General features: G+C 70.7%; 23 protein-coding genes and 2 tRNA genes. 20 read left to right on the plus strand and 5 right to left on the minus strand.

Translation table 11 applies throughout. The annotated features are described in order from the left end of the window. From ACWC0C_RS32845 to obgE, 4 genes are all read left to right on the plus strand, one after another. Positions 1–3,351: Rne/Rng family ribonuclease (locus ACWC0C_RS32845; protein ID WP_450867735.1), on the plus strand; the 3,351-nt coding region annotated here is incomplete at its 5' end. 268 nt (positions 3,352–3,619) lie between these two features. After that, the gene (gene rplU / locus ACWC0C_RS32850) at positions 3,620–3,940 is read left to right on the plus strand and encodes a 50S ribosomal protein L21 (RefSeq protein ID WP_009188585.1); all 321 of its coding nucleotides are present in this window, start codon (positions 3,620–3,622) and stop codon (positions 3,938–3,940) included. Positions 3,941–3,954: 14 nt separating this feature from the next. Beyond that, positions 3,955–4,209: a 50S ribosomal protein L27 gene (gene rpmA / locus ACWC0C_RS32855; RefSeq protein WP_023550764.1), complete on the plus strand. Its 255-nt coding sequence runs from the start codon at positions 3,955–3,957 to the stop codon at positions 4,207–4,209. A gap of 121 nt (positions 4,210–4,330) precedes the next feature. Continuing rightward, positions 4,331–5,779: a GTPase ObgE gene (gene obgE / locus ACWC0C_RS32860; protein WP_450867737.1), complete on the plus strand. Its 1,449-nt coding sequence runs from the start codon at positions 4,331–4,333 to the stop codon at positions 5,777–5,779. Positions 5,780–5,860: 81 nt separating this feature from the next. Here obgE and galU read toward each other — a convergent pair whose 3' ends face one another. The 3 genes from galU to ACWC0C_RS32875 form a co-directional block, all read right to left on the minus strand. Continuing rightward, the gene (gene galU, locus ACWC0C_RS32865) at positions 5,861–6,775 is read right to left on the minus strand and encodes a UTP--glucose-1-phosphate uridylyltransferase GalU (RefSeq protein WP_450867764.1); all 915 of its coding nucleotides are present in this window, start codon (positions 6,773–6,775) and stop codon (positions 5,861–5,863) included. A 28-nt stretch (positions 6,776–6,803) separates the two neighbouring features. Then, positions 6,804–9,107 carry a bifunctional glycosyltransferase/CDP-glycerol:glycerophosphate glycerophosphotransferase gene (locus ACWC0C_RS32870; protein WP_450867739.1) on the minus strand — a complete coding sequence of 768 codons (2,304 nt, stop codon included), beginning with the start codon at positions 9,105–9,107 and terminating at the stop codon, positions 6,804–6,806. Between the two features lie 181 nt (positions 9,108–9,288). Beyond that, on the minus strand, positions 9,289–9,906 hold the full coding sequence (locus ACWC0C_RS32875; RefSeq protein WP_450867741.1) for a hypothetical protein: 618 nt from the start codon (positions 9,904–9,906) through the stop codon (positions 9,289–9,291). 223 nt (positions 9,907–10,129) lie between these two features. Here ACWC0C_RS32875 and proB point away from each other — a divergent pair, with 223 nt between their 5' ends. The 5 genes from proB (at position 10,130) to ACWC0C_RS32900 (ending at position 15,007) form a co-directional block, all read left to right on the plus strand. Further along, positions 10,130–11,257, plus strand: a complete 1,128-nt coding sequence (gene proB, locus ACWC0C_RS32880) for a glutamate 5-kinase (RefSeq protein ID WP_449200766.1) — start codon at positions 10,130–10,132, stop codon at positions 11,255–11,257. A gap of 119 nt (positions 11,258–11,376) precedes the next feature. Then, the gene (locus ACWC0C_RS32885; RefSeq protein WP_450867742.1) at positions 11,377–11,802 is read left to right on the plus strand and encodes a hypothetical protein; all 426 of its coding nucleotides are present in this window, start codon (positions 11,377–11,379) and stop codon (positions 11,800–11,802) included. A gap of 72 nt (positions 11,803–11,874) precedes the next feature. Continuing rightward, positions 11,875–13,161 (plus strand): glutamate-5-semialdehyde dehydrogenase, encoded by a 1,287-nt coding sequence (locus ACWC0C_RS32890; RefSeq protein ID WP_450867744.1) that lies wholly within the window; start codon positions 11,875–11,877, stop codon positions 13,159–13,161. A 119-nt stretch (positions 13,162–13,280) separates the two neighbouring features. Next, positions 13,281–13,847 carry an SCO2584 family spore wall biosynthesis protein gene (locus ACWC0C_RS32895; RefSeq protein WP_450867746.1) on the plus strand — a complete coding sequence of 189 codons (567 nt, stop codon included), beginning with the start codon at positions 13,281–13,283 and terminating at the stop codon, positions 13,845–13,847. 89 nt (positions 13,848–13,936) lie between these two features. Further along, entirely contained in the window at positions 13,937–15,007 is a 1,071-nt protein-coding gene (locus ACWC0C_RS32900) for an SCO2583 family membrane protein (protein ID WP_450867747.1), read from the plus strand. A gap of 219 nt (positions 15,008–15,226) precedes the next feature. On the opposite strand, the gene ACWC0C_RS32905 is transcribed toward ACWC0C_RS32900, so the two are convergent. Next, the gene (locus ACWC0C_RS32905; RefSeq protein WP_450867748.1) at positions 15,227–16,318 is read right to left on the minus strand and encodes a M48 family metallopeptidase; all 1,092 of its coding nucleotides are present in this window, start codon (positions 16,316–16,318) and stop codon (positions 15,227–15,229) included. Positions 16,319–16,420: 102 nt separating this feature from the next. Between ACWC0C_RS32905 and ACWC0C_RS32910 the strand changes: the two genes are divergently transcribed. The 7 genes from ACWC0C_RS32910 (at position 16,421) to ACWC0C_RS32940 (ending at position 20,757) form a co-directional block, all read left to right on the plus strand. After that, positions 16,421–16,585: a hypothetical protein gene (locus tag ACWC0C_RS32910; RefSeq protein WP_450867750.1), complete on the plus strand. Its 165-nt coding sequence runs from the start codon at positions 16,421–16,423 to the stop codon at positions 16,583–16,585. Between the two features lie 121 nt (positions 16,586–16,706). Next, a complete protein-coding gene (locus ACWC0C_RS32915; RefSeq protein WP_449200773.1) occupies positions 16,707–16,862 on the plus strand; it encodes a hypothetical protein in 156 nt (51 codons plus the stop codon). 56 nt (positions 16,863–16,918) lie between these two features. Then, positions 16,919–17,614, plus strand: a complete 696-nt coding sequence (gene nadD / locus ACWC0C_RS32920; RefSeq protein ID WP_449200774.1) for a nicotinate-nucleotide adenylyltransferase — start codon at positions 16,919–16,921, stop codon at positions 17,612–17,614. Positions 17,615–17,630: 16 nt separating this feature from the next. Further along, positions 17,631–19,355 (plus strand): LCP family protein, encoded by a 1,725-nt coding sequence (locus ACWC0C_RS32925; RefSeq protein WP_450867752.1) that lies wholly within the window; start codon positions 17,631–17,633, stop codon positions 19,353–19,355. A gap of 101 nt (positions 19,356–19,456) precedes the next feature. Further along, positions 19,457–19,900, plus strand: a complete 444-nt coding sequence (gene rsfS / locus ACWC0C_RS32930) for a ribosome silencing factor (RefSeq protein WP_449200776.1) — start codon at positions 19,457–19,459, stop codon at positions 19,898–19,900. Then, entirely contained in the window at positions 19,900–20,568 is a 669-nt protein-coding gene (locus ACWC0C_RS32935; protein ID WP_449200777.1) for a histidine phosphatase family protein, read from the plus strand. Before rsfS ends, ACWC0C_RS32935 begins: the two co-directional genes overlap by 1 nt. Positions 20,569–20,684: 116 nt before the next feature. Beyond that, a tRNA-Ala gene (locus tag ACWC0C_RS32940) sits at positions 20,685–20,757 on the plus strand. A gap of 98 nt (positions 20,758–20,855) precedes the next feature. Here ACWC0C_RS32940 and ACWC0C_RS32945 read toward each other — a convergent pair. Continuing rightward, positions 20,856–21,803: a helix-turn-helix transcriptional regulator gene (locus ACWC0C_RS32945; protein ID WP_450867755.1), complete on the minus strand. Its 948-nt coding sequence runs from the start codon at positions 21,801–21,803 to the stop codon at positions 20,856–20,858. A gap of 295 nt (positions 21,804–22,098) precedes the next feature. Here ACWC0C_RS32945 and ACWC0C_RS32950 point away from each other — a divergent pair, with 295 nt between their 5' ends. From ACWC0C_RS32950 to ACWC0C_RS32965, 4 genes are all read left to right on the plus strand, one after another. Then, positions 22,099–23,463 carry an MFS transporter gene (locus tag ACWC0C_RS32950; protein WP_450867765.1) on the plus strand — a complete coding sequence of 455 codons (1,365 nt, stop codon included), beginning with the start codon at positions 22,099–22,101 and terminating at the stop codon, positions 23,461–23,463. 69 nt (positions 23,464–23,532) lie between these two features. Further along, the gene (locus ACWC0C_RS32955; protein ID WP_014672673.1) at positions 23,533–23,706 is read left to right on the plus strand and encodes a hypothetical protein; all 174 of its coding nucleotides are present in this window, start codon (positions 23,533–23,535) and stop codon (positions 23,704–23,706) included. A gap of 3 nt (positions 23,707–23,709) precedes the next feature. Beyond that, complete coding sequence (locus ACWC0C_RS32960) at positions 23,710–23,943, plus strand: hypothetical protein (RefSeq protein ID WP_006136074.1); 234 nt, start codon at positions 23,710–23,712, stop codon at positions 23,941–23,943. Positions 23,944–24,412: 469 nt separating this feature from the next. Beyond that, positions 24,413–24,485, plus strand: a tRNA-Ala gene (locus ACWC0C_RS32965). Positions 24,486–24,614: the final 129 nt, after the last annotated feature.

Consider the following 24,614-nt stretch of genomic DNA (forward strand, 5'->3'; position numbering starts at 1 on the left):
CGTGTGTCGGCGCCCGCCGGTGCCCCGGAGGCCGCCGAGACTCCCGCCGCGGAGGCCCCGGCCGCCGCCGAGGCGCACACCCCGGAGGTTCCCGTCACCACGCACACCACCGCGCCCGCAGCGGCCGCTCAGCCCGCCCCCGCCGAGGAGGCGGCCCCGCGCCGTGGCCGGCGCCGGGCCGTGCGCCCCGCGTTCGGGTTCGGCGAGCCCACGCAGCCCGCACAGCCCGCGCAGGCCGCCGAGAGCGAGGCCGCCGAGGCCGAGGGCTCGCGTCGGCCCGCCCGCCCGGCCGTCGCCGTCTTCCAGGCGCCGGTGTTCGCCGAGCCGAAGTTCCAGACCCCGGAGCGCGCCGCCGCCGAGGCCGCGGCGGAGGCCGCCGAGGTCGAGGAGCCCGAGGAGTACGCGGAGGAGCGCGTCGAGGCCGGCGCGCGCCGCCGCCGTCGCCGCCGGGGCGCCGCCGCGGAGGAGACGCGCGCCGTCGAGGGCGAGGAGTCCGAGGAGTCCGCCCAGGCTGTCGCTGAGGGCGAGGAAGCCGAAGAGGCCGAGGAAGCAGAAGAGGCCGAGGAGGCGGAGGACGCCGAGGGCTTCGAGGAGTCCGGCTCGCGCCGCCGTCGCCGTCGTGGCGGCCGGCGCCGCCGCCGCGGTGACGCCGCCGAGGGCGAGGCCGGTGAGGGCGCGGACGCCGAGGCCGATGAGCTGGCCGCCGAGCAGGCCGCTCAGGACGCCGAGGACACCGCCGAGCAGGAGGAAGAGGACGCCGACGAGGCCCGCGAGGAAGCCGGACCCTCGACGGCCGGCAGCCGTCGTCGTCGGCGCCGTCGTCGCCGGGCCGGTGAGACCACCGTCGACACCGAGCCCGACGAGGGTGACCCGGAGCGCACGGTCGTCAAGGTCCGCGAACCGCGCAAGCCCGCCGAGCCGTCCGACGAGGTGCAGTCCATCAAGGGCTCGACCCGTCTGGAGGCCAAGAAGCAGCGCCGCCGGGAAGGCCGTGAGCAGGGCCGCCGCCGCGTTCCGATCATCACCGAGGCCGAGTTCCTGGCCCGCCGTGAGGCCGTCGAGCGCGTGATGGTCGTGCGCCAGCACGGCGAGCGCACGCAGATCGGCGTCCTCGAGGACGGCGTGCTCGTCGAGCACTACGTCAACAAGGAGCAGTCGACCTCGTACGTCGGCAACGTCTACCTGGGCAAGGTCCAGAACGTGCTGCCGTCGATGGAGGCCGCCTTCATCGACATCGGCAAGGGGCGCAATGCCGTCCTGTACGCCGGTGAGGTCAACTTCGAGGCGCTGGGGATGGCCAACGGTCCCCGTCGTATCGAGTCCGCGCTGAAGTCGGGGCAGTCCGTCCTCGTCCAGGTGACCAAGGACCCGATCGGCCACAAGGGCGCCCGCCTGACCAGCCAGGTCTCCCTGCCGGGCCGCTACCTCGTGTACGTCCCCGAGGGCTCGATGACCGGCATCAGCCGCAAGCTGCCCGACACCGAGCGGGCCCGGCTGAAGACCATCCTCAAGAAGATCGTCCCCGAGGACGCGGGCGTCATCGTGCGCACCGCCGCCGAGGGCGCGAGCGAGGAGGAGCTGCGCCGGGACGTCGAGCGGCTGCAGGCGCAGTGGGAGGACATCCAGAAGAAGTCGAAGAACGGCAACGCGCCGACGCTGCTGTACGGCGAGCCGGACATGACCGTCCGGGTCGTGCGCGACATCTTCAACGAGGACTTCTCCAAGGTCATCGTGAGCGGTGACGACGCGTGGGACACCGTCCACGGGTACGTCTCACACGTCGCGCCGGATCTGTCCGGCCGGCTGTCGAAGTGGACGCCCGAGGTCGACGTCTTCGCCACCTACCGGATCGACGAGCAGCTCGCCAAGGCGCTCGACCGCAAGGTCTGGCTGCCCAGCGGCGGTTCGCTGGTCATCGACCGGACCGAGGCGATGGTCGTCATCGACGTCAACACCGGCAAGTTCACCGGCCAGGGCGGCAACCTGGAGGAGACGGTCACCAGGAACAACCTGGAGGCGGCCGAGGAGATCGTGCGCCAGCTGCGGCTGCGCGACCTCGGCGGCATCATCGTGATCGACTTCATCGACATGGTCCTGGAGTCCAACCGCGACCTGGTGCTGCGCCGCCTGCTGGAGTGCCTGGGCCGCGACCGTACGAAGCACCAGGTGGCCGAGGTGACCTCGCTGGGCCTGGTACAGATGACGCGCAAGCGCGTCGGCCAGGGCCTGCTGGAGTCCTTCTCCGAGACCTGTGTCCACTGCAACGGCCGCGGTGTCATCGTGCACATGGAGCAGCCGACGGTCGCCGCCGGCGGTGGCGGCAAGCGCAAGAAGCGCGGCAGGGGCGCCGACGTGCACGAGCATGTGCACGAGACCGCGGCCGTGGCCGTGGAGACCGGCGAGGCCGTCGAGCCCGAGGTGGAGACCGCTGTCGAGGTGGCCGCCGAGGTCGCCGAGCCGGTCGCCCTCCCGGCGCCCGAGTTCGCGCCCGACGAGGAGCTGTACAGCAGCGTCGCCGAGGCGGAGGCGGCGGCCACCCGTGGCCGTACGCGGCGCCGGGCGAGCCGCCGGGCCTCGGCTCCGGCGGGCGCCCCGAAGGCGGAGGCTCGCCGCGCGGAGGCCCCGAAGACCGAGGCCGCCGTGGCGCCGACCGCGCAGGAGGTCACCGCCGAGGAGGCGGCGCGCCCGGTGCGTCCGGAGCCGGCCGCCGAGGCGCTGGCCGAGCCCGCGGCCGTCGAGGACCAGATGGTTCCGGCGCCGCAGGCCGAGGCCGAGGTTGCCGAGGAGGCCGCGCCCAAGGGCCGTACCCGCCGTCGGGCGACCCGGAAGGTGTCCGCACCGGCCGGTTCCCCCGTGGGTACGGAGGCTGCCGTGGTGACGGTCGCCGAGGCTCCGGCCGCTCCCGCGGCCGAGGCCGCCGAGGAAGCCCCGGCCGCTGCCGAACAGGCTCCTGCCGAGGCACCGGCCGCCGAGAGCGCCGCTCAGGCCCGTCCGCGCCGCCGTGCCGTGCGCAAGGCCACCGCGCCGACCGCGTCGGAGGAGGCGGCCGTGGTGGTCGTCCCGTCGGCCGCCGTGGAGGTCTCCGCCGAGGCCCCCGCTCCCGTGGAGGCGGCGGAGGCCGCCGAGGAGGCCGCGCCGGCCAAGAAGACCGCCCGCAAGGCGGCCAAGAAGGCCACGGCGAAGAAGGCCGCGGTCAAGAAGACGGCGGCCAAGAAGACGGCCGCGAAGAAGACGGTGGCCAAGAAGACGACGGCCAAGAAGGCGGCCGCGAAGTCGACGGCGAAGAAGTCCGCGTCCGCGGCGGCCCAGCAGACGGCCTCGTCCGTCTCGGCCTCCGCCGACGACAACTGATCTGCCGTCGTCCCGGGTGTGGTCCTGTCCAGCGCGGACAGGGCCACACCCGTTTTTCCAGCGACGACGAGTTCGTCCTGCGTGGCGTCCAGTTTGACCCTCACGGCCGTGCCCCGTAACCTTGACCGTCGGCGTGTCCACTGAACACGCCACATCCCCGTAAACCTCTTCCTCCCGGGCACACGGTTGGCCGGGAGAGGTTGTCCGTGGTGTTCCTGGGCGACTGGCCTGCGGGGGTGCCGTTTCTTCGAGCGAAAGAGAGATCCGCGTGTACGCCATCGTGCGCAGCGGTGGTCGCCAGCACAAGGTTGCTGTCGGCGACATCGTTGAGGTTGACAAGATTTCCACCGCCAAGGTTGGCGACACGGTCGAGCTCTCGACCCTGCTCGTTGTCGACGGCGACGCTGTGACCAGCGACCCGTGGGTGCTGGCCGGCATCAAGGTCCAGGCCGAGGTCGTGGACCACCACAAGGGCCAGAAGATCGACATTCTGCGCTACAAGAACAAGACCGGCTACCGCCGTCGGCAGGGCCACCGCCAGCAGTACACGGCGATCAAGGTCACGTCGATCCCCACGGCTGCGAAGTAAGGGACTGAGGAGACATGGCACACAAGAAGGGCGCATCGTCCACCCGGAACGGTCGCGACTCCAACGCCCAGCGGCTCGGCGTGAAGCGCTTCGGCGGTCAGGTCGTCAACGCGGGTGAGATCCTGGTCCGCCAGCGCGGTACCCACTTCCACCCCGGCGCCGGTGTCGGCCGTGGCGGCGACGACACGCTGTTCGCCCTGCAGGCCGGTGCGGTGGAGTTCGGTACCCACCGCGGCCGCAAGGTCGTGAACATCGTTCCGGTCGCCTGAATCGCCTGATTCAGCGCCGAACGCTTTCGCGAGGCGGACCTCACTTCCCGGTCGGGAAGGCGGGTCCGCCTTTCGCGTGTTGACATTGGTAATACCCGTGAGTTTCTGGAGGCACTGAACCATGACCACCTTCGTGGACCGCGTCGAACTGCATGTCGCCGCGGGTAACGGAGGTCACGGCTGTGCCTCCGTCCACCGCGAGAAGTTCAAGCCGCTCGGCGGCCCGGACGGCGGCAACGGCGGGCGGGGCGGTGACATCATCCTCACCGTCGACCAGTCCGTCACGACGCTGCTCGACTACCACCACTCCCCGCACCGCAAGGCCACCAACGGCAAGCCGGGCGAGGGTGGCAACCGCTCCGGCAAGGACGGCCAGGACCTGGTCCTGCCGGTGCCGGACGGCACGGTCGTACTGGACAAGGCGGGCAACGTACTCGCCGACCTCGTCGGCCACGGGACCTCGTACATCGCCGCACAGGGCGGCCGCGGCGGCCTCGGCAACGCGGCGCTGGCCTCCGCCCGCCGCAAGGCGCCCGGCTTCGCACTGCTCGGCGAGCCCGGTGACCTGCGGGACGTCGTCCTGGAGCTGAAGACCGTCGCCGACGTGGCGCTCGTCGGCTACCCGAGCGCCGGCAAGTCCTCGCTGATCTCCGTGCTCAGCGCGGCCAAGCCGAAGATCGCCGACTACCCGTTCACCACCCTCGTGCCCAACCTGGGTGTGGTGACGGCCGGTTCGACCGTCTACACCATCGCCGACGTGCCGGGTCTGATCCCGGGCGCCAGCCAGGGCAAGGGCCTGGGCCTGGAGTTCCTGCGGCACGTGGAACGGTGCAGCGTGCTGGTGCACGTGCTGGACACCGCGACCCTGGAGTCCGAGCGCGACCCGGTCTCCGACCTCGACGTCATCGAGGAGGAGCTGCGGCAGTACGGCGGCCTGGACAACCGGCCCCGGATCGTCGTCCTGAACAAGGTCGACGTGCCGGACGGCAAGGACCTCGCCGAGATGGTCCGCCCCGACCTCGAGGCCCGCGGCTACCGCGTCTACGAGGTGTCGGCCGTCGCCCACATCGGGCTGCGCGAGCTGTCCTTCGCGCTCGGTGAGCTGGTCGCCACGGCGCGCGCGGCGAAGCCCAAGGAGGAGTCGACGCGGATCGTCATCCGGCCCAAGGCCGTGGACGACGCCGGCTTCACCGTCACCCGCGAGGAGGTCGGTGGCGAGCCGCTGTTCCGGGTCCGCGGCGAGAAGCCGGAGCGCTGGATCCGCCAGACCGACTTCAACAACGACGAGGCCGTGGGCTACCTCGCCGACCGGCTCAACCGCCTCGGCGTGGAGCAGGAGCTGATGAAGGCGGGCGCCCGGTCGGGCGACGGTGTCGCCATCGGTCCCGAGGAGAACGCGGTCGTCTTCGACTGGGAACCGTCGGTCATGGCCGGTGCGGAGATGCTGGGCCGCCGCGGCGAGGACCACCGCTTCGACGCGCAGCGGCCTGCCGCGCAGCGCCGACGGGACAAGCAGGCGGAGCGGGACGAGTCGCTGCGGGAGTACGACGAGTTCGATCCGTTCGAGTAGGTCCGCGATACGACGAGAGGGCGGCCGGAGGTTCTCCTCCGGCCGCCCTCTCGCGTTCTCCGCCGACGCCGACGTCGTACGTCAGTTGCCGCCGTCCGTCAGCTCCTCGGCTACGTAACTGCGAAGCCAGGTCCGGAAGTCCGGGCCCAGGTCTTCACGTTCGCACGCGAGTCTGACAATGGCACGCAGATAGTCGCCACGGTCGCCGGTGTCATAGCGGCGGCCCTCGAAGACGACGCCGTGCACCGGCCCGCCGGCCTTCTCGTCCGCCGCGAGCTGCTGCAGGGCGTCGGTGAGCTGGATCTCGCCACCCCGGCCCGGCTCGGTCTTGCGCAGTATGTCGAAGATCCGCGGGTCGAGGACGTACCGCCCGATGACCGCGTAGGCCGACGGCGCGTCCGCCGGGTCCGGCTTCTCGACCAGTCCGGTCACCCGTACCACGTCACCCGCGTCGGTGCCCTCCACGGCAGCGCAGCCGTAGAGGTGGATCTGCTCGGGCGCGACCTCCATGAGGGCGATCACGCTGCCGCCGTGCTGCTCCTGGACCTCGATCATGCGCTTCAGGAGCGGATCACGCGGGTCGATCAGGTCGTCGCCCAGCAGCACCGCGAACGGCTCGTGGCCCACGTGCGGGGCCGCGCACAGCACGGCGTGGCCGAGGCCCCTGGGGTCGCCCTGGCGCACGTAGTGCATGGTCGCCAGGTCGCTGGACTCCCGCACCTTCGCGAGCCGTTCGGCGTCGCGCTTCTTCTCGAGCGCCGACTCCAGCTCGTAGTTGCGGTCGAAATGGTCCTCGAGAGGACGCTTGTTGCGCCCGGTGATCATGAGGACGTCGTCGAGCCCCGCCGACACGGCCTCCTCGACCACGTACTGGATCGCCGGCTTGTCGACAACCGGCAGCATCTCCTTGGGAGTGGCCTTCGTGGCCGGCAGGAACCGGGTGCCGAGGCCCGCCGCCGGGATGACGGCCTTGGAAATGGCAGGGCGGGAAACCATGTGGTGCTCGTCTCTCTCGTTCTGCATGTCAGGCGCCGATGAGGCCACGCTCACCGCTCGGCTGCCGCGGGATGTGCGCCATGGCGATGGCGGCCGGCGCGGGCGCCGGAGTCCGCTCGGCCAGGGGCAGCACCGCGGGGGTGGGCTCCTCGCCGAGGAACAGGCGGCGTACCACGCGCTCCGCCGCGTTCCCGTCGTCGAACTGCACGAACCGCTCCCGGAACGCGGCCCGCAACTCGGCGGCCTTGTCGCTCTTCCAGGCGCCGGAACGGAAGACCGAGATCAGCTCGTCCTCCGAGGTGGCGGTCGCGCCGGGAGTCTCGCCCGGCTCGCCGGAGAGGACGTCGAAGTAGACACCGCGGGCCTTGCGGTAGACCTCCCAGTCGTCCGCGTAGCTGATGATCGGGCGGTCGAGGCACGCGTAGTCGAACATGATGGAGGAGTAGTCGGTGATCAGCGCGTCGGCGGCCAGGCAGAGGTCCTCCACCACCGGGTACTTCGACACGTCCTTGATCAGCCCGCGCTCCTGCAGGGCCTCAAGCCGGGGGTCGGCACCGTAGAAGTAGTGGGTGCGCACCAGGACGACGTAGTCGGGCCCGAGCTCGCTGCAGAAGCGCTCCAGGTCGATGCGGGGCACGTAGCCCTTCTGGTAGTCGCGCACGGTCGGGCAGTAGAGGATGGCGGTCTTGCCCTCCTCGATGCCGAGCTCACGGCGAATCCGCAGGACGTCGTCGGCGGTGGCCCGGAAGTACACGTCGTTGCGCGGGTATCCGTACTCGACCGCCTCGAACGCGCAGGGGTACACCCGCTCCCAGATCTCCGTGGAGTGCTGGTTGGAGGTGAGGCTGAGGTCCCACTTGTCGGCCCGCTCCAGCATCTTGACGAAGCTCATGTTCTTGGCGGCCGCGGGGTACTTCTGCTGGTCGATGCCCATCTGCTTCAGCGGGGTGCCGTGGTGGGTCTGCAGGTGGACCTGTTCCGGGCGCTTCACGAAGTTGTTCGGGAAGTTGACGTTGTTGATGAGGTACTTGGCCCGGGCCATGACCTCCCAGTAGCGCGGCGAGTTGGCGACCACGTAGTCGATTCCCTCGGGAACGCTGTCCACCGCGTCCTTCTTGACGATCCAGACGCCGTGGACGTTCGGGGCCAGCTCCTTCGCCTTGTGGTACACGGCGGCCGGGTTGCAGGCCACGCCGCGGTTCCAGTAGGCCGCGTAGACCGCGAGATTCTCGTCGACGGGGCGACGCAGGTGCAGCCGGTACAGCCGGTCGTAGGCGGTCTTGCCGAGCTTGGTCTTGACCTTGGCGACCCGCTTGATCATCTGGCCGCGGGTGTTGCTGGCGGCCATCACCGCCGCGTACGCCGTGTAGGACCCGCGCTCCAGCAGCTGGAACCTGGTGCCCTGCGAGCCCTCCGGCAGGACGAAGCCCTTGGGCTTGAAACGCTTGTACTGGGCGGCCGACAGCTTGAAGAACTCCGCCCGGTCCTTGGGGACGATGCGGTCCTCACGGGCCATGGTGAACAGGAAGTGGCTGGCGGCGCGCTCGAACAGCAGCGCACGCACCGGCTCCAGATGGGGACGCTCGTCGAGGAACTCGAAGAGCCGGGCGTACTGCTCGAAGATGCCGAAGTGCTTGCGGCCGGGCGTACGCATGGAGTTGCCCTGGCGGCGCTGGCGGTACTCGACGCAGACGTGGTCGGTGGCGGCGATGCGCTCCGCGGTCAGCATGGTCTTGTAGACCATGAGGGCGTCTTCGTAGATGCCGTCGGTGAAGGTGAAGTTGTGCTCGTCGACGTAGAACTCACGGCGGTAGGCGCGGTTCCAGACCACGGCGAACATGGTGAGGAACTCGGGCCGTTCCAGGGCCGTGAAGACGTCCGTGCCCGCACCGGCGAGCATCTCGCCGGCCGCGCTCGCCTGGACCCGGTTGTTCCAGTAGGTGCGGACGTGGTTGAGCAGCAGGATGTCCGGGTTGTCCGTGACCTCGAGGCGGTCGGCTATCGCCTGCAGCGCGCCCTCGGCGAGGGTGTCGTCGCTGTCGAGGAAGAGGATGTATTCCCCGCGCGCCTTCAGCGCACCGGCGTCCCGCGCCTTTCCGATGCCCCGGTTCTCCTCGAAGTGCACGGGTATGACGCGGTCGTCCAGGGCGGCGTACTCATCGAGAATCCGCCCGCAGGAGTCGGGGGAGTGGTCGTCGATGGCGACAATCTCCCAGTCCTGGAAGGACTGGGAGATTATGGAATCCAAGCATGCGCGCAGATACCCCTGAACTTTGTAAACTGGGACAACCACGCTTATTTTCGGCGAAGCGCTTCCGTTCGCGAGGGGCATGCTTGGGGCTCCTGGACTGTTCGGTCAGACACAACCGCATCCCGCCGCTGACCTGCGGTACGGGATGCGAGAAGGCACAAGGAGTGCAAGGTTAAGGTTGGTTTAAGCCTACCCTAACGGCACTCATGGGGTGTGCTTACCACAGCCCGTTCGTCGCTGGTCAGCCGGGGTGTGGCAATACTCACCCGGGTAACCGCGCCCGCGGTCGGACCAGGACGTCCTTGTAATGGATGCTCGCTCTCTCGCTCTGGTCGGTGTCCGAGGTGTACGAGGCGGAGCCGCTGCATAGCCGCACTGCCTGCGGGTCGGCGGGGCCGGGGACCTGGCTGGCCATGCCCTCGGGCTGCTCCACGACGGAGCCGGTACACCGCCCACGCGGCAGCGGACCGCCGTTGGCGAATTCGAACCGAGCCGGCCGGTCGCCCCCACCGGTATAGGTGCCGTCGGAATTCGCGGTGCGGACGTTGTGTGATCCGCGCAGATATATCGTGCCGAGAATGTGCCCGGATGTGTCCAGCCGGGTCAGGGCGGGATCGCCGTTTGCCTCACCGTCGGCGCCGGAGTAGGTCTGCGTCTCTCCCGGGAGTTGGAGCCCGCCGTCGACCAGCTGCGCGGTGAAGCTGTGCCCGCGGGTGTTGTCGAAGGCGAATTCCTGGGCCGCGCGACGGGAGCGCGCGACGGCCTGGGTCGCACCGATGGCGACGAGCGGAACGGCCGCCGCGCCGACGACGGCACCCCCGGCGCGCAGAAAGCGTCTGCGGTCGAGCGTGGTGACGGAAGCCCCTGGAATGGAACTCAAACGACTGCGGGGTATGGGCTCCGGTGTCGATGGTGCGGTCGGCCCGGTCCGCGGCGGCAAGCGGGAATCGTGTCCTTCGCCGGTCTCGGCCCGTCCGTCTACGACCTCGCCCCCCTCTGACCGCCGGTCCGCCCAATGGACCGCCGAGCACGCTCCGTGCACATCGCGTAGATTGCAACGGTCACGTCCGACGGGACGTGGGCGCGAGGGCGGAGGGAAGCACGTGTCAGCGGCAAGGCATCAGGTCGCCAGGGCCCGCAGGATCGTCGTCAAGGTCGGCTCCTCCTCGCTGACCACCGCCGTCGGCGGCCTCGACGCCGACCGCGTCGACGCGCTCGTCGACGTCCTCGCCAAGAGCCGCAGCGGCGGCGAGAAGGAGATCGTCCTCGTCTCCTCCGGTGCCATCGCCGCCGGCCTGGCCCCCCTCGGCCTGCGCCGCCGTCCCAAGGACCTCGCCCGCCAGCAGGCCGCCGCCAGCGTCGGCCAGGGGCTGCTCGTCGCCCGCTACACCGCCTCCTTCGCCCGCTACGGCGTCCGCGTCGGCCAAGTCCTGCTCACCTCCGACGACATGAGCCGCCGCGCCCACCACCGCAACGCCTCCCGCACCCTCGACAAGCTCCTCGCGATGGGTGCCCTCCCGATCGTCAACGAGAACGACACCGTCGCCACCGACGAGATCCGCTTCGGCGACAACGACCGCCTCGCCGCCCTCGTCGCCCACCTCGTCCACGCCGACCTCCTCGTCCTCCTCTCCGACATCGACGGCGTCTACGACGGCGACCCCAGCAAGCCCGGCACCTCGCGGATAGCGGAAGTGAAGGGTCCCGAGGACCTCGCGGGCGTCGAGATCGGCAGCGCGGGCAAGGCCGGCGTCGGTACCGGCGGGATGGTCACCAAGGTCGAGGCCGCCCGGATCGCGGCCGCGGCCGGCGTTCCCGTGGTACTCACCAGCGCCGTGCACGCGGCGGAAGCCCTGAGCGGCGGCGACACCGGCACCTACTTCCACCCCACCGGCAAACGCTCCGCCGACCGGCTCCTGTGGCTCCAGCACGCCTCCACCCCGCAGGGTGCGCTGACCCTGGACGACGGGGCGGTGGACGCCGTCGTGAAGCGGCGCAAGTCGCTCCTGCCCGCCGGAATCGCCGCAGTGGAGGGCGAGTTCAGCGCCGGCGACCCCGTCGAACTGCGGGACACGACGGGCCGCGCGGTGGCCCGGGGGCTCGTCAACTTCGACGCCAAGGAGATCCCGCGGCTGATCGGGCGTTCGACCCGCGAGCTGGCCCGCGAGCTGGGCCCGGCGTACGAACGCGAGGTCGTACACAGGGACGACCTGGTGCTGCTGCACCCGTAAAACGGGACATTACGACAGCCCCCGGTGGGGGACGTTCCGTAAAACCGCCCCACGGAGCCATACGGGCTGCTCAACTTTGACTCAGAGACGTTCCCGAGCGCTGGGTGAAGGAGGCCGTCGTGAGACGAGTGCGCCCTGGGGTGGCAACCCGCGGTGCCCTGACGAGCATCGCGGCCGGGGACGCCTACGAGGAGCCCAAGGATCTGCCCCGGCTGTGGCACGTCACCCTCAGCGTCTCCGGGGAGCAGGTCCCGCTGCCGGAGCTGCGGCGGGCCCTGGAACAGCTGGCCCACGACCACCCCTTCCTTTTGACCAGCAGATACGCGCCCGACCACGCCGAGATCCGGTACTGGGAAGAGGCCCGCGACCTGCACGACGCGGCCGCCGTGGCCCTGCGCCTGTGGGGCGAGCACCGGCAGAGCGCCGGACTGCCGGCCTGGGAGATCGTCGGACTGGAGGTCATCGACCGAGAGACCTACCACCACCGCATCGCCGAGGGGTACGGACCGGCGCCGGCGACACCGGTGGGGGTCCACCCCTTTTGAGTGGTCCTGGGGGCTTGTCTCGGGGTTTGGGATGAGGGGTGCATGACCCGTGCCGCGCACTACCCTTCCCTCATGACCACGCTCTCGCCGTACGACTCCATGTCCCCGGTCACCCAGGCCGCCTACCGGGCCAAGGCCGCCGCCGCCGACCTCGCGCCGCTCCCGCGCGCCGAGAAGGACGACGCGCTGCTCGCCATCGCCGACGCCCTGGAGGTCCGGACCGCGGAGATCGTCGAGGCCAACGCCAAGGACGTGGCCAAGGCCCGGGAGAACGGCACCAGCGAGGCCATCGTCGACCGGCTCACCCTGACCCCCGAGCGGGTCCGCGCCATCGCCTCGGACGTCCGCGACGTGGCGAAGCTGCCCGACCCGGTCGGCGAGGTCGTCCGCGGCTCCACCCTCCCCAACGGCATCGACCTGCGCCAGGTCCGCGTCCCGCTCGGCGTCGTCGGCATCATCTACGAGGCCCGCCCGAACGTGACGGTCGACGCCGCCGCCCTCTGCCTGAAGTCCGGCAACGCCGTCCTGCTGCGCGGCTCCGCCTCCGCGTACGAGTCGAACGCCGCCCTCGTCCGGGTCATCCGGGACGCGGTGGGCGGCGCGGGGCTGCCCGCCGACGCCGTCCAGCTGGTGCCCGGCGAGAGCCGCGAGTCCGTGCGCGAGCTGATGCGGGCCCGCGGGCTCGTCGACGTGCTGATCCCGCGCGGCGGCGCCTCCCTGATCCAGACCGTGGTCACCGAGTCCACCGTCCCCGTCATCGAGACCGGCACCGGCAACTGCCACGTCTACGTCGACGCGGCGGCCGACATCGACATGGCGATCGACATCCTGATCAACTCCAAGGCCCAGCGGGTCAGCGTCTGCAACGCCGCCGAGACCCTCCTCGTCCACCAGGACATCGCCCCCGAGTTCCTGCCGCGCGCCCTGGACGCCCTCGCCGAGGCCGGCGTCACCGTGCACGCCGACGAGCGCGTGCTGGCCTACGCCAAGGACTCCAAGGCGACCGTCGTGGAGGCCGTGGCCGAGGACTGGGAGACCGAGTACCTCTCGTACGACATCGCCGCCGCGGTCGTCGACTCCCTCGACAAGGCCGTCGAGCACATCCGGCTGTGGACCTCCGGCCACACCGAGGCGATCGTCACCACCTCCCAGCAGGCCGCCCGCCGCTTCACCCAGCTGGTCGACTCCACCACCGTCGCCGTGAACGCCTCCACCCGCTTCACCGACGGCGGCCAGTTCGGCTTCGGCGCCGAGATCGGCATCTCCACCCAGAAGCTGCACGCCCGCGGTCCCATGGGCCTGCCGGAGCTGACCAGCACGAAGTACATCGTCACCGGCGACGGCCACGTACGCCCCTGAGATCGCCCGTTCGGCCGTACCGCCCGCCGACCGGCGACTACGACCGAAAGGCGTCTCACCAGTCAGACGAATTTCCATACCGTCTGCCCAAATTGACCCCCCAGGTCTACTCTGGATCCGTGCCGGAGGACGTGGGGGGCACGCCGTTCCCTGACGGCTGGGAGCCCGACGACGACCACGACCACGGGGTGTCGGACGAAGAGTTCGCCTCCGTGGTCTTCGACGAGGCCTTCGTACAGGCGGCCACGGTCCATGAGCCGACCGCCGTCGAACGCCTCCTGGCCGCCGCGCAGGCCAGAGCCGAGGCCTCCGAGGCAGAGGCCCGCCGCGCCCACGCCCGAGGCGAGCGCTACGACGACAAGTACGCCCCCGAGGGGACCGATCTCGGCCAAGATCGAGACGACGACGAGCTGGAGGACACCTATGTCCTCGGCGACCGCCACTTCGGCGGATACGGCAAGCAGGTCCGCTGGCACCGGCCCGTGGCCTGGCTCCTCGCCGTTGTGATGGGCATCGGCATGGTCGCCCTGGCCTTCGCCGCCGTCTACCGGGGCGGCTCGGCCGGCACCCGCGACGGGGTCCCCACACACGCCCCGACCGGCCTGGAACAGGGCAGCGCCGCCGCGCCCTCCGCCTCCGCCGAGTTCTCCCGGCCGGCGGCCTCGGCCACTCCGCGCTCCCCCTGAACACCCGCGCCCACTCTTGGTGAGCACCTGTCAGAAGTTGTCGTGTAGCAGGGCGTTTACCTGAGGCCCACGAGACCTACTCTGAAAGTATGGGCGGGCCTGGAGACCCACCGGAGGGCACACCCGAGGGCGGCCCCGGAGGTGGAGAGGACGAGTACCGATCCGTCGTGTTCGACGAGTCGTTCGTCCGTGCTGCCCGCCTGCAGGAGTACTCCGCCGAGGAGCGAATGGCCGACCACACGCCCGCCGTACGCCGCCGCCCGCCCCTGCACCGCGGACTCACCCGGCAGGCCCTGATCCTCGTCCTGCTGATCGCCGTCGCCTTCGGCACCGCGATCTACATGGGCGTCCGCCACCCCTACAGCTCCCCGGAGGCCCGGCGCCCCGTCGAGCCCCTGCGGATGACGGTGATCCCGCTCGCCCCGACGGACAAGGTGCCCGGCGCCACCGACGCCGAGAACCTGTACGCGCACAGCCCCGCCGCCCAGTTCGAGGTCGGCGCCGAGGGCATACCACTGCCGGCCTCCCGCAACACCGCCCACTTCTCCGACAGCCAGGTGGTGACCGCGCTGACCACCGCCAAGGACTACATCGTCCGCTCCTCGCTCTACCCCGAGGTGCTGACCGGCCGCCAGGTCCGCCCCGCCCGGTCCCTCCTCGACGCCGACCAGTTCGACCAGTTCGACCAGAGCTTCGACCACCCGGCGGCGGACGGCCGGCACGCCCCCACCGGCTGGCTGGTCCGACTCGACCCCTCCCGAGCCCAGCTCGCCGACGACCGGATCCGCGTCCAGGGCGACCTGCGGGCCACCGAGGCCGACTCGGGCACGCTGGAGGTCACCGCCGACCACACCTTCGTCTACGCCCTGCGCCCCACCGGCTCCGCGGCGAACGCGCCGGCGTCCCTGTTCACGGTCCGCCGCGAGCTGACCTTCCGCTTCACCCGCGACGACCTGCGCACCCACCAGGTCCAGCTGGTCACGTCCTACGTCCAGGCGGGCCCCCTCGCCTGCGCCGAGGACTCCACCGCCTACCTCCGCCCCCTCCTGGCCGGCCAGACGGCCCACACCGGCGGCCCCGCGGGCACCAACCCCTACGAGACGGACAGCCCTACGGCCCTGTGCGGGACGCTGGCCGCTGGGGCTGAGCCGAAGGTCTGAGCGGGGCGGTTTCAGCGCTGGTCAGGTGGGGTGGGCTGCGCCGGGCGCCGGGGGTGTGAGGGTGCGGGCTTGTCCCGGGCGCCTGGGGGCGATCGCGTGGGCTGAGGAGGGTTCGGCACCGCCGGAATCCGCCGTCGTGGCCGAGCGCCGTGGCATCGGGGAAAGAGAAGCGGTGCCATTGCCAAGGGGAGGAAGCAGGGGCCCCTGAAGCAGGGGCCCCTACTCCTCGTCCCGCGGCGCGTCCGTCGGGCCCTCCTTCGCCGGAGGCGGGCTCTTGAATCCCTCGAAACCGCGGCGGACCCGGCCGCCCAGGTCGCCCGCACCGCCCGCGAGGTCCGTGACCAGCTTCATCAGCGGGTCCTTGGAGGTCTTCACATCGCTCGCGTAGCTGGCCGCCGACTCGCGGAAGGAGTCGCTGACCGAAGCGTCCCGGTCCCCGTCGCGCCGCGGATAGTGGCCGTCCATGATCCGCTGGAAGTCCCGGGACTCGGCCCACTTCTTCAGCTCGGCCGCCCGTACCGTGGTGAACGGGTGCGAGCGGGGCAGCACGTTCAGGATCTTGAGCACCGAGTCGCGCAGATCGCCCCCGGAGTCGTACTCCTCGGCCTGCTCCAGGAAGGCGTCCACGTTCATCTCGTGCAGATGGTTGCCGCCCGCGATCTTCATCAGGCCCCGCATCGAGGCCCTGAGGTCCTGCCCCACCAGCAGCCCCGCCCGGTCCGCGGACAGCTCCGACTTGCGGAACCACTCCCGCAGCGCGGTCACCAGCGCCATGACCGCGAGATTGCCCAGCGGGATCCAGGCCACCCGCAGCGCGAGGGTGGTCAGGAACAGCAGGATCGTGCGGTACACCGAGTGGCCGGACAGCGCGTGTCCCACCTCGTGCCCGACGACCGCCCGCATCTCCTCCTCGTCGAGGAGCTCCACGAGCCCCGTGGTGACGACGATGATCGGCTCGTCCAGGCCGATGCACATCGCGTTCGGCTGCGGGTCCTGCGTGACGTACATCGGCGGGACCTTCTCCAGGTCCAGGATGTAACAGGCGTCCAGCAGCATGTCGTGCAGGTGCTGGAACTGCCGCTCGGAGACGCGCACCGAGTCGGACAGGAACAGCAGCCTCAGGCTCCGCTCGGGCAGCAGCCCGCTGAGCGCCTTGAAGACGGTGTCGAATCCGCTCAGCTTACGCAGCGCGACCAGAGCCGAGCGGTCGGCCGGATGCTCGTAGGCACGCGAGGAGATCCCCGGGAAGCGCCTGCGCTGCCTGCTCGGTACGCGCTCGTGCCCCGTCTGCTGCTGGCCGTCGTCGGACATGTCTTCCCCCATGTGCGTGTGAGTGCCCACTGTGCCCCCGAGGCGGAGCCCAGCCTAGGCGGAGATACCGTGGACGGGCAGTACAGCCGAAGGAGTCCCGTCATGGAGCACCGTCCCGCAGCCGCCTGGCTGACCGAGGCCGCCACGAGCGCCGTCCAGCAGCACGGGTCGGGCAATCTGCTCCGTGTCATCCTGATCGTGATGTTCCTGGGCTGTGCACTGACCGCCTGGTTCCTGCTGCGCGGCTACAAGCGGAAAGACGACTGACGGCCCGCGAAGGTTCCGGCGCTCGTCCCCAACGGCGGAGTCGGCGTGATCGCCGCGAAGCCGCCCGCTTACGATGAGCCGATATCTTTATCCCGCCCACACGCGATAGGTCCTGCCGAAGATGAGCCTTCACAGCGCCGCAGCCCCGTTGGTCACCCTCGCCGAAGCCGAGGGCGGTCACCACAACAGCCTCAACCCGGCGATCACCGGCGGCAGCGCCCTGGTCATCCTGCTGCTCCTGCTGTGGATCACCACCCGCTTCAACCGCGACCGCTGAGCGGGACCCCCGTCCCCGGCCGGACGTCAGAGGCCGGGCCGGTAGGGTCTGCACGCATGGGAGAGCAGGACATGCCTACCGGTCCGGCGCACGAGACGGGCGACGACACGGTGAAGCACCCGCAGTACCGGCAGCACCAGCCGGGCCACGGCCCCACCCACACGGGCAAGCGACGCCTCGGTGTCATGGGCGGAACGTTCGACCCGATCCACCACGGGCACCTCGTGGCGGCCAGCGAGGTCGCCGCGCAGTTCCAGCTGGACGAGGTGGTGTTCGTGCCCACCGGCCAGCCCTGGCAGAAGTCCCACCGCAAGGTCTCCCCGGCCGAGGACCGCTATCTGATGACGGTCATCGCCACCGCCGAGAACCCGCAGTTCTCCGTCAGCCGCATCGACATCGACCGCGGCGGCCCCACCTACACCGTGGACACCCTGCGCGACCTGCGCGCCCTCAATCCCGACACCGACCTGTTCTTCATCACCGGCGCCGACGCCCTTGCCCAGCTGCTGACCTGGCGAGACAGCGAGGAACTGTTCTCCCTCGCCCACTTCATCGGCGTCACCCGGCCCGGCCACCACCTGACCAACCCGGGCCTCCCGGAGGGCGGCGTCTCGCTCGTCGAGGTCCCGGCGCTCGCGATCTCCTCCACCGACTGCCGCGCCAGAGTCGCCAAGGGAGATCCCATCTGGTACATGGTGCCGGACGGAGTCGTGCGCTACATCGACAAGCGCGAGCTGTACCGCGGCGAGTGAGCCGAGAGGGGCACCGGTGAACGACCGATACGACGCGGGTGACGCCGGCTATGGCGTGGGCCCGTACGAACTCGTCGGCTACGACGAGTACGGCCAGCCCATGTACCGCCAGGTCGCGGCACAGCAGGCACCGCAGGCTCAGCAGGCGACCTACGATCCGTACGCCCAGCAGCAGGGCTACGGCTACGACCCGTACGCCACCGGCCAGCAGCCGCCGGTGCCCTCCTACGACACCGGCCGGCAGCCGCCCGCGTACGACCCCTACGGCTCCCAGGCCCCGTACGACCCCTACGGCACCGGAACCCAGCACCCCACCGGCTACGACCCCTACGGGCAGGCCGCGAACAGCGGGCAGCAGCCCCGGGTCACCGAGCAGACGGCGTACATCCCGCATCAGGCCGGCCCGGCGGAGGACCAGCACGCCCCGGCCCGCCCCGCGGAGTCACGCGACGAGGGCGAACGGGAGTACCACACCGAGCAGTTCGCGTTCGTCGAGGAGCCGGACGGCGACTCCGAGGACGTCATCGACTGGCTGAAGTTCACCGAGAACCGCACCGAGCGCCGCGAGGAGGCCCGCCGCCGCGCCCGCAGCCGGATCATCGCCCTCCTCGTCGTCCTCGCCCTCGTCGCCGCCGGCGGCGTCGGCTACCTCTGGTACGCCGGAAAGCTGCCCGGCCTGAGCTCCGCCGGCTCCAAGCCCGGCGCGGCCACGTCGGCCGGTGCCCAGAAACGCGACGTGATCGTCGTCCACCTGCACAACACCGCCAAGGGCGGCACCTCCACGGCGCTGCTGGTCGACAACACCACCACCAAGCAGGGCAGCACCGTGCTGCTGCCCAACTCCCTCGCCCTGAGCGGCGACGACGGCTCCACCACGACCCTCGCCAAGTCGGTGGACGACGACGGCAGCTCCGGCACCCGTGACCAGCTCGACACCGTCCTCGGCACCAACATCCAGGGCACCTGGCGCCTCGACACCCCCTACCTTCAGAACCTCGTCGACCTGGTCGGCAACATCGACATCGACACCAACGCCGACGTGCCCGGCCCGGAGGCCAAGAAGAAGGGCGCCGAGCCCATCGTCCACAAGGGCAGCGACCAGACGCTCAGCGGCAAGATGGCCGTCGCCTACGCCACCTACCGTGCTGTCGGGGAGTCCCAGAACGCACAACTGGAGCGGTTCGGCCAGGTCATGCAGGGCGTGCTGCGCAAGCTGGCCTCCGACCCGTCGTCGGCCACGACGACCGTGCAGACCCTTGCGCAGATCCTCGACCCGCCGCTCACGGACAAGGATCTCGGTGCCTTCCTCGCCAAGCTCGCCGACCTCGCCAAGAGCGGTGCCTACAAGACCGCCCTGCTGCCCGTGCAGGCCGACGGCACCCTGAGCGCGCAGACCAGTGACAGTGTGGTGAAGGACATCCTCGGCGGCACCGCCAAGAGCCCCGACGCCGGTTCCGCCGTCCGCGTCTCCGTCCAGAACGCCACCGGTGTGAAGGACGACACGGAGAAGGCCCGCGTGGTGCTGCTCAACGGCGGCTTCACCTTCCTGGAGGGCGGCACCGCCTCCGGCACCCAGGCCGGTTCGAAGGTGGTCTACTCGGACGCCTCCCACAAGTCGGACGCCACCGAGGTCGCCAAGACCCTCGGCCTGCCCGCCGGCTCCGTGGCCAAGGGAACCGTCTCCTCCGGCGCCGACGTCTCGGTCGTCCTCGGCCGGGACTACAAGCCCGCCACCTCGTGACCGGGTCCCGCGCACCCCACGCGCCGCTGTAATCACGTGGGGTGCGCCCGGCGGTCCGTGAGACCCTTGAGGTCCAGTGACCGCCGACCGAAAGCTTCGTAGTGACCGCCACCGACCGTTCTCTTGAGCTCATCACCACCGCCGCCCAGGCGGCGGCCGACAAGCTCGCCCACGACGTCATCGCCTACGACGTCAGCGATGTGCTGTCCATCACGGACGCCTTCCTGCTGGCTTCCGCGCCGAACGACCGCCAGGTAAAGGCCATCGTCGACGAGATCGAGGAGCGCCTCCTGAAGGAACTCGGCGCCAAGCCGGTGCGCCGCGAGGGCGACCGCGACTCCCGCTGGATCCTGCTCGACTACGTCGACATCGTCGTCCACGTCCAGCACAGCGAGGAGCGGGTGTTCTACGCCCTGGAGCGGCTGTGGAAGGACTGCCCCGAGCTGGAGCTGCCCGCCGACGCCAAGGCCACCCGCGGGAAGGCGGCGGAGCACGCCAGGCTGCAGGCCGCCGAGGCCGAGCAGGAGCCGGGCGGGGAGTGGTGATGAGCGCCACCGGCGAGGTCACCGACCACAAGGGCCGCGGCCGCCGCATCATCCTGTGGCGGCACGGCCAGACGGCCTGGAACGTCGAGCGCCGCTTCCAGGGCAGCACAGACGTCGCGCTGACCGAGACCGGCGTCGGGCAGGCCCGGCGTGCCGCCCGGCTGCTGGCCTCCCTGGGGCCCGACGCGATCATCTCCTCGGACCTGCAGCGGGCGGCGAACACAGCCACCGAGCTGGCCTCCCTCACCGGCCTCGACATCACCCGCGAGGAGGGCCTGCGCGAGACCTACGCGGGCGTCTGGCAGGGGCTGACGCACGAGGAGATCATCGCCCGCTACGCCGAGGAGTACGCCGCCTGGAAGCGCGGCGAGGCGGTCCGCCGCGGCGGCGGCGAACTGGAGACCGAGGTCGCCGACCGCGCCGCCCCCGTCGTACTGCGGCACGCCGAGAAGCTGCCCGAGGACGGCACCCTCGTCGTCGTCAGCCATGGCGGCACCATCCGCACCACCATCGGCCGGCTCCTCGGTCTGGAGGCCCGGTACTGGGAGAGCCTCGGCGGCCTGTCCAACTGCTGCTGGTCCGTGCTCGGTGAGGGTGCGCGCGGCTGGCGCCTGCTGGAGCACAACGCGGGCACCCTCCCGGAGCCCGTGCTCGGCGACGACGACTGAGCCCCGGAGACCCCCGGACCCCGGATTTCACTTTCTGGCAGGTCACAGGCTAAAGTTCTTCTTGTTCGCCCCGCCGAGCGGGGCGAGACACCATGCGGCTCCGCCGCGTGGAGCCAGGGGCTATAGCTCAGTTGGTAGAGCGCCTGCATGGCATGCAGGAGGTCAGGAGTTCAATTCTCCTTAGCTCCACTGATCGACACTCTGTTGAGTTGTCAAAGATCGGTGATGAAGGTCCCGTCCCCGTCAGGGGGCGGGATTTTCTGTGTTTCACGCGTTCCATCTGTGTTTCACGCGTTCCAGTGGCGGATGATCCTCTCTGCCTCCTCGTCCTCGTGTGTCGGTGGCCACAGGCGCTCCCGTCGCTCCCGAAGCAGCGCGACCTTCTCGCGCGACTGCTCGTCCTCCGGGGTGTAGACCACGATCCGGCAGTCGGGCATCCCGTCGATGGACAGCGACTGCGAGGTCATCCGCATCTCGCCCACCATCACGTGCCGGAACGTCTTCACCCGCGGCCCCGGAAGCACCACCTCACCGCTCGCCCACAGCTCCGCGAACCAGGGGCTCGCCGCGGACAGCGCGCGTATGTAGTTCTCCCAGGCCGGCTCGCCCACGTGTCTGCCGTACGCCGACCGCAGCGTCGCCACCATCAGTGGCAGCTCCCGCTCCCGCCGCACCACGGGGCAGGTGCCCTCCGGCACGGTGAACAGGGTCCACAGCACGTTCGGCAGGCCGATGCTGAGTGCCTCCGGCAGCACGAACAGGTCCCGGTAGGCCGCGTTGGTGGCCAGGACGTCGTAACGCGCGTTGTAGACCACTGCGAGCAGCGGGTCCAGGGCGTCGATGATGCCCTGGACCTCCGGGCCGACCCGGCGGGTCAGGGCCTCCCGGTCCGGTGCGAACGGCACTTCCGCCAGCCGGTACAGATGCTCCCGTTCCGGTGCGTCCAGCCGCAGCGTGCGGGCGACCGCGTCCAGGACCTGCGGTGACGCGTTGATCGGCCGGCCCTGCTCCAGCCACGTGTACCAGGTCACGCCCACGCCGGAGAGCTGGGCGACCTCCTCCCGGCGCAGCCCGGGCGTGCGCCGCCGCAGGCCCGGTGGCATCCCCACGTCGGCCGGTGTCACCCGCGCCCGCCTGGTGCGCAGGAAGGCGGCCAGCTCCGGCCTGCGGCGCTGAGCGCTCCTCGGCCGCGCCGTGTTCGCCGTCCGTGTCGTGTTCTCCGTGTTCGTCGTCATCGTCCAGCCCCCCGTCGTCCCCGTCTTCATCGTCGGCACCCGGCCCCGGCGCTGCCAGGTGCTGGCAGTACCAGCATCGCCGGGCACTCGGCACCCTTACCCGCCCGTCGTCAGGCTCGGCGCCATGACGACAACATCCCGAACCGGGCCGGGCACCGAGCCCGTTCCGAACCCTGCGACCAGTGAAGCACCCGCCACTGACAGTGACCCATCGGCCGCAGACGCCCCGCAATCACCCGTCACCGACAGTGAAGCACCCGGCACTGACAACCGGCCCCGGCTGCTGCTCGCGGTCCTGCTCACCGCCCTGTTCATGGCGGCCCTCGACGTCTTCATCGTGAACGTCGCCGCCCCGACCATCGGTTCCGAACTCCACGCCTCGGGCGCCGATCTCCAGCTGGTCATCGCCGGCTACGCCATCTCCTACTCCGTACTGCTGATCACCGGCGCCCGGCTCGGCGACCGGCTCGGCCACGGCCGGGTCCATCTCGCCGGCGTCGCCCTGTTCACCGCGGCCTCGCTCGCCTGCGGTCTGGCGCAGGGGGCGACCGAACTGATCGTCTTCCGGCTGGTCCAGGGCGCCGGTTCGGCGCTGGCCATCCCGCAGGTGCTCAGCCTGATCCAGCGCACCTTCACCGGCGAGGCCAGAGCCCGGGCACTGGGCGCCTATTCGGCGGTCCTCGCCGTCGGCGCGGCGGCCGGACAGATCGTGGGCGGGGTCCTGGTCAGCGCCGATCTGTTCGGCACCGGCTGGCGGCCGGTGTTCCTGGTCAACGTGCCGGTCGGTGCCCTGCTGCTCGTTCTGGGCCGCAGGATCCTCCCGCTGGGCGGCGCGAGCGGGACGGAGCGGGCGCGCCCGCTCGACCTGCCCGGACTGGTGCTGCTGGGGGCGGCCGTGTCGCTGCTGACGGTGCCGCTGGTGCTCGGGCAGGAGGAGGACTGGCCCGCGTGGTCCTGGCTGTCGCTGGCCGGAGCCGCCGTGCTGTTCGTGCTGTTCTGCGGGTACGAGTCCCGGCTGGCCCGGCGCGGCGGCGCCCCGCTGATCGCGCTCCGGGTGCTGCGCCACCCCGGGATCGGCCTGGCCGTCTTCCGCATCCTCGCCGTGATGTCGGTCAACGCCGGCTTCCTGTTCGCGCTGACCCTGCACGTCCAGGGCGGCCTCGGCTACAGCGCGCTGCGGGCCGGCCTGAGCTTCGCGCCGACCGCCGCCGTGTTCGGTGCCGTCAGCCTGACCTGGCGGAGGTGGCCCGCGGGCCTGCAGCAGGCACTGGCCCCGGCCGGCTTCGCGCTGACCGCGGTGTCCGTGGCCGCCGTGGGGCTGGCCTTCCATGGAGGCGGCGACGGGGGAGCGCTCCTGTACGCCGGATACGCGGGCGTGGGCGCCGGACTCGCGCTCGCCTTCAGTCCGACACTCACCGGCGCGCTCGCCACCGTGCGGCCCGAGGACGCGGCGGACGCCAGCGGCCTGCTGGCGACGGTCACCCAGCTCGGTCAGCTGATCGGCGTGGCGTCTTTCGGCACACTGTTCCTGAACCGGCTTGAGTCACTCGGGGTTCTGCGCTCGTATACCTCTGCGGAGGCGTTCTCGGTGTGTGCCTGGGCGCTGGCCGGAACGGCTGCGGCGGGCGCCGTGTCCGGACTGGTACTGAGGCGTCGCTGACCGTATTGCTCCGGCCGTGGCAGAATCAAACGGCCGGAAGGGGGCGCGGCCCGACGGGAGGGAGTAGCGATGCCTGCGAGCATCCTTGAGGAGGTCGGCCACCTCCTCGGTGCGGCGTTGATACGGGACACGACCACCCGGCTGAGCTGCCCTTCCTGCGGTTCCGCGCATGTCGCCCAAGTCCTCGGCGACAACGGCGGGATCTCCTACGTGTGCACGGCCTGCGGCCACAGCTGGAGCTGATCGATGGGTGCACACAGGCGAAAGTGCGACTGGTGTGGGAGCGGTACACCGATCGTCCGCGACATGGAGCCGATCAATCCCGACTACCAGTACTGGTGCGAGGAATGCGCGCGGGCGCTGATCATAAAAGGCGACCCGATCGAGACGTACCGGGAATTGGAGGGGGAGCCGATCTACGGCCGCCTTCTCGAGGAGCACTGCACGCTCAAGCGGTTCTACTCCTTCGTCACGGCCTGAGTCCGGCCGCACCGCTGCTGCGCCCCGGCAACGATGTCGGGGCCAGGACGAGGAACAGGCATCCGCGCCTGCGCAGAGGACCGAAAGCGTCAAGTCCGGGACTCCCTGGTGCAGTTCGGGGCGCCCGGTTCCGTGCGGTACCCGCCACGGGGTGTACGAGGAGAAGACCGGCAGCGGCCGAGGGCCACGCTCCTGTGTCCGTGCGTCCACAGCGGCGGTGATCAGAACACCGCGAAGGGCCTGGTTGGCGGTGTCCTCAGCGCCGCCCCGGCGAACGCGACACTCGGCCCGCGCGCGTGACGCATGCCTGAACTTGACCGCCGCGGCCAGCCCCAGCCCCAGCCCCGCCCCGCCGAAAGCCGACATTAGTGTCCGTATCGACTCGAACCGGAAACCAATTTGGCGCTGCGTCCCCGGACCTGTAATGTTTACGTCGTCGCCAGGGGAACCGGGCGAAACAACAAAACAAGGGGCTATAGCTCAGTTGGTAGAGCGCCTGCATGGCATGCAGGAGGTCAGGAGTTCAATTCTCCTTAGCTCCACAGAAATCGAAGGCGGACCATCCGATGGATGGTCCGCCTTCGGCGTGTTGCGCAACGACGCGGACGCGGATGCGCGAAGGGGGGCGGGGGGGCCCCCCCGGGGGGCCCCCCCCCCAACCGGGGGGGAGG

The sequence above is a fragment of the Streptomyces sp. NPDC001709 genome, assembly GCF_053596375.1.

Coding starts and splice junctions, on each gene's coding strand:
- rpmA (WP_023550764.1), top strand. CDS start 3,955: ATGGCACACAAGAAGGGCGCATCGTCCACCCGGAACGGTCGCGACTCC.
- obgE (WP_450867737.1), top strand. CDS start 4,331: ATGACCACCTTCGTGGACCGCGTCGAACTGCATGTCGCCGCGGGTAAC.
- galU (WP_450867764.1), bottom strand. CDS start 6,775: ATGGTTTCCCGCCCTGCCATTTCCAAGGCCGTCATCCCGGCGGCGGGC.
- ACWC0C_RS32870 (WP_450867739.1), bottom strand. CDS start 9,107: ATGCCCCTCGCGAACGGAAGCGCTTCGCCGAAAATAAGCGTGGTTGTC.
- ACWC0C_RS32890 (WP_450867744.1), top strand. CDS start 11,875: ATGACCACGCTCTCGCCGTACGACTCCATGTCCCCGGTCACCCAGGCC.
- ACWC0C_RS32900 (WP_450867747.1), top strand. CDS start 13,937: ATGGGCGGGCCTGGAGACCCACCGGAGGGCACACCCGAGGGCGGCCCC.
- ACWC0C_RS32905 (WP_450867748.1), bottom strand. CDS start 16,318: ATGTCCGACGACGGCCAGCAGCAGACGGGGCACGAGCGCGTACCGAGC.
- ACWC0C_RS32910 (WP_450867750.1), top strand. CDS start 16,421: ATGGAGCACCGTCCCGCAGCCGCCTGGCTGACCGAGGCCGCCACGAGC.
- ACWC0C_RS32915 (WP_449200773.1), top strand. CDS start 16,707: ATGAGCCTTCACAGCGCCGCAGCCCCGTTGGTCACCCTCGCCGAAGCC.
- nadD (WP_449200774.1), top strand. CDS start 16,919: ATGGGAGAGCAGGACATGCCTACCGGTCCGGCGCACGAGACGGGCGAC.
- ACWC0C_RS32935 (WP_449200777.1), top strand. CDS start 19,900: ATGAGCGCCACCGGCGAGGTCACCGACCACAAGGGCCGCGGCCGCCGC.
- ACWC0C_RS32945 (WP_450867755.1), bottom strand. CDS start 21,803: ATGACGACGAACACGGAGAACACGACACGGACGGCGAACACGGCGCGG.
- ACWC0C_RS32955 (WP_014672673.1), top strand. CDS start 23,533: ATGCCTGCGAGCATCCTTGAGGAGGTCGGCCACCTCCTCGGTGCGGCG.
- ACWC0C_RS32960 (WP_006136074.1), top strand. CDS start 23,710: ATGGGTGCACACAGGCGAAAGTGCGACTGGTGTGGGAGCGGTACACCG.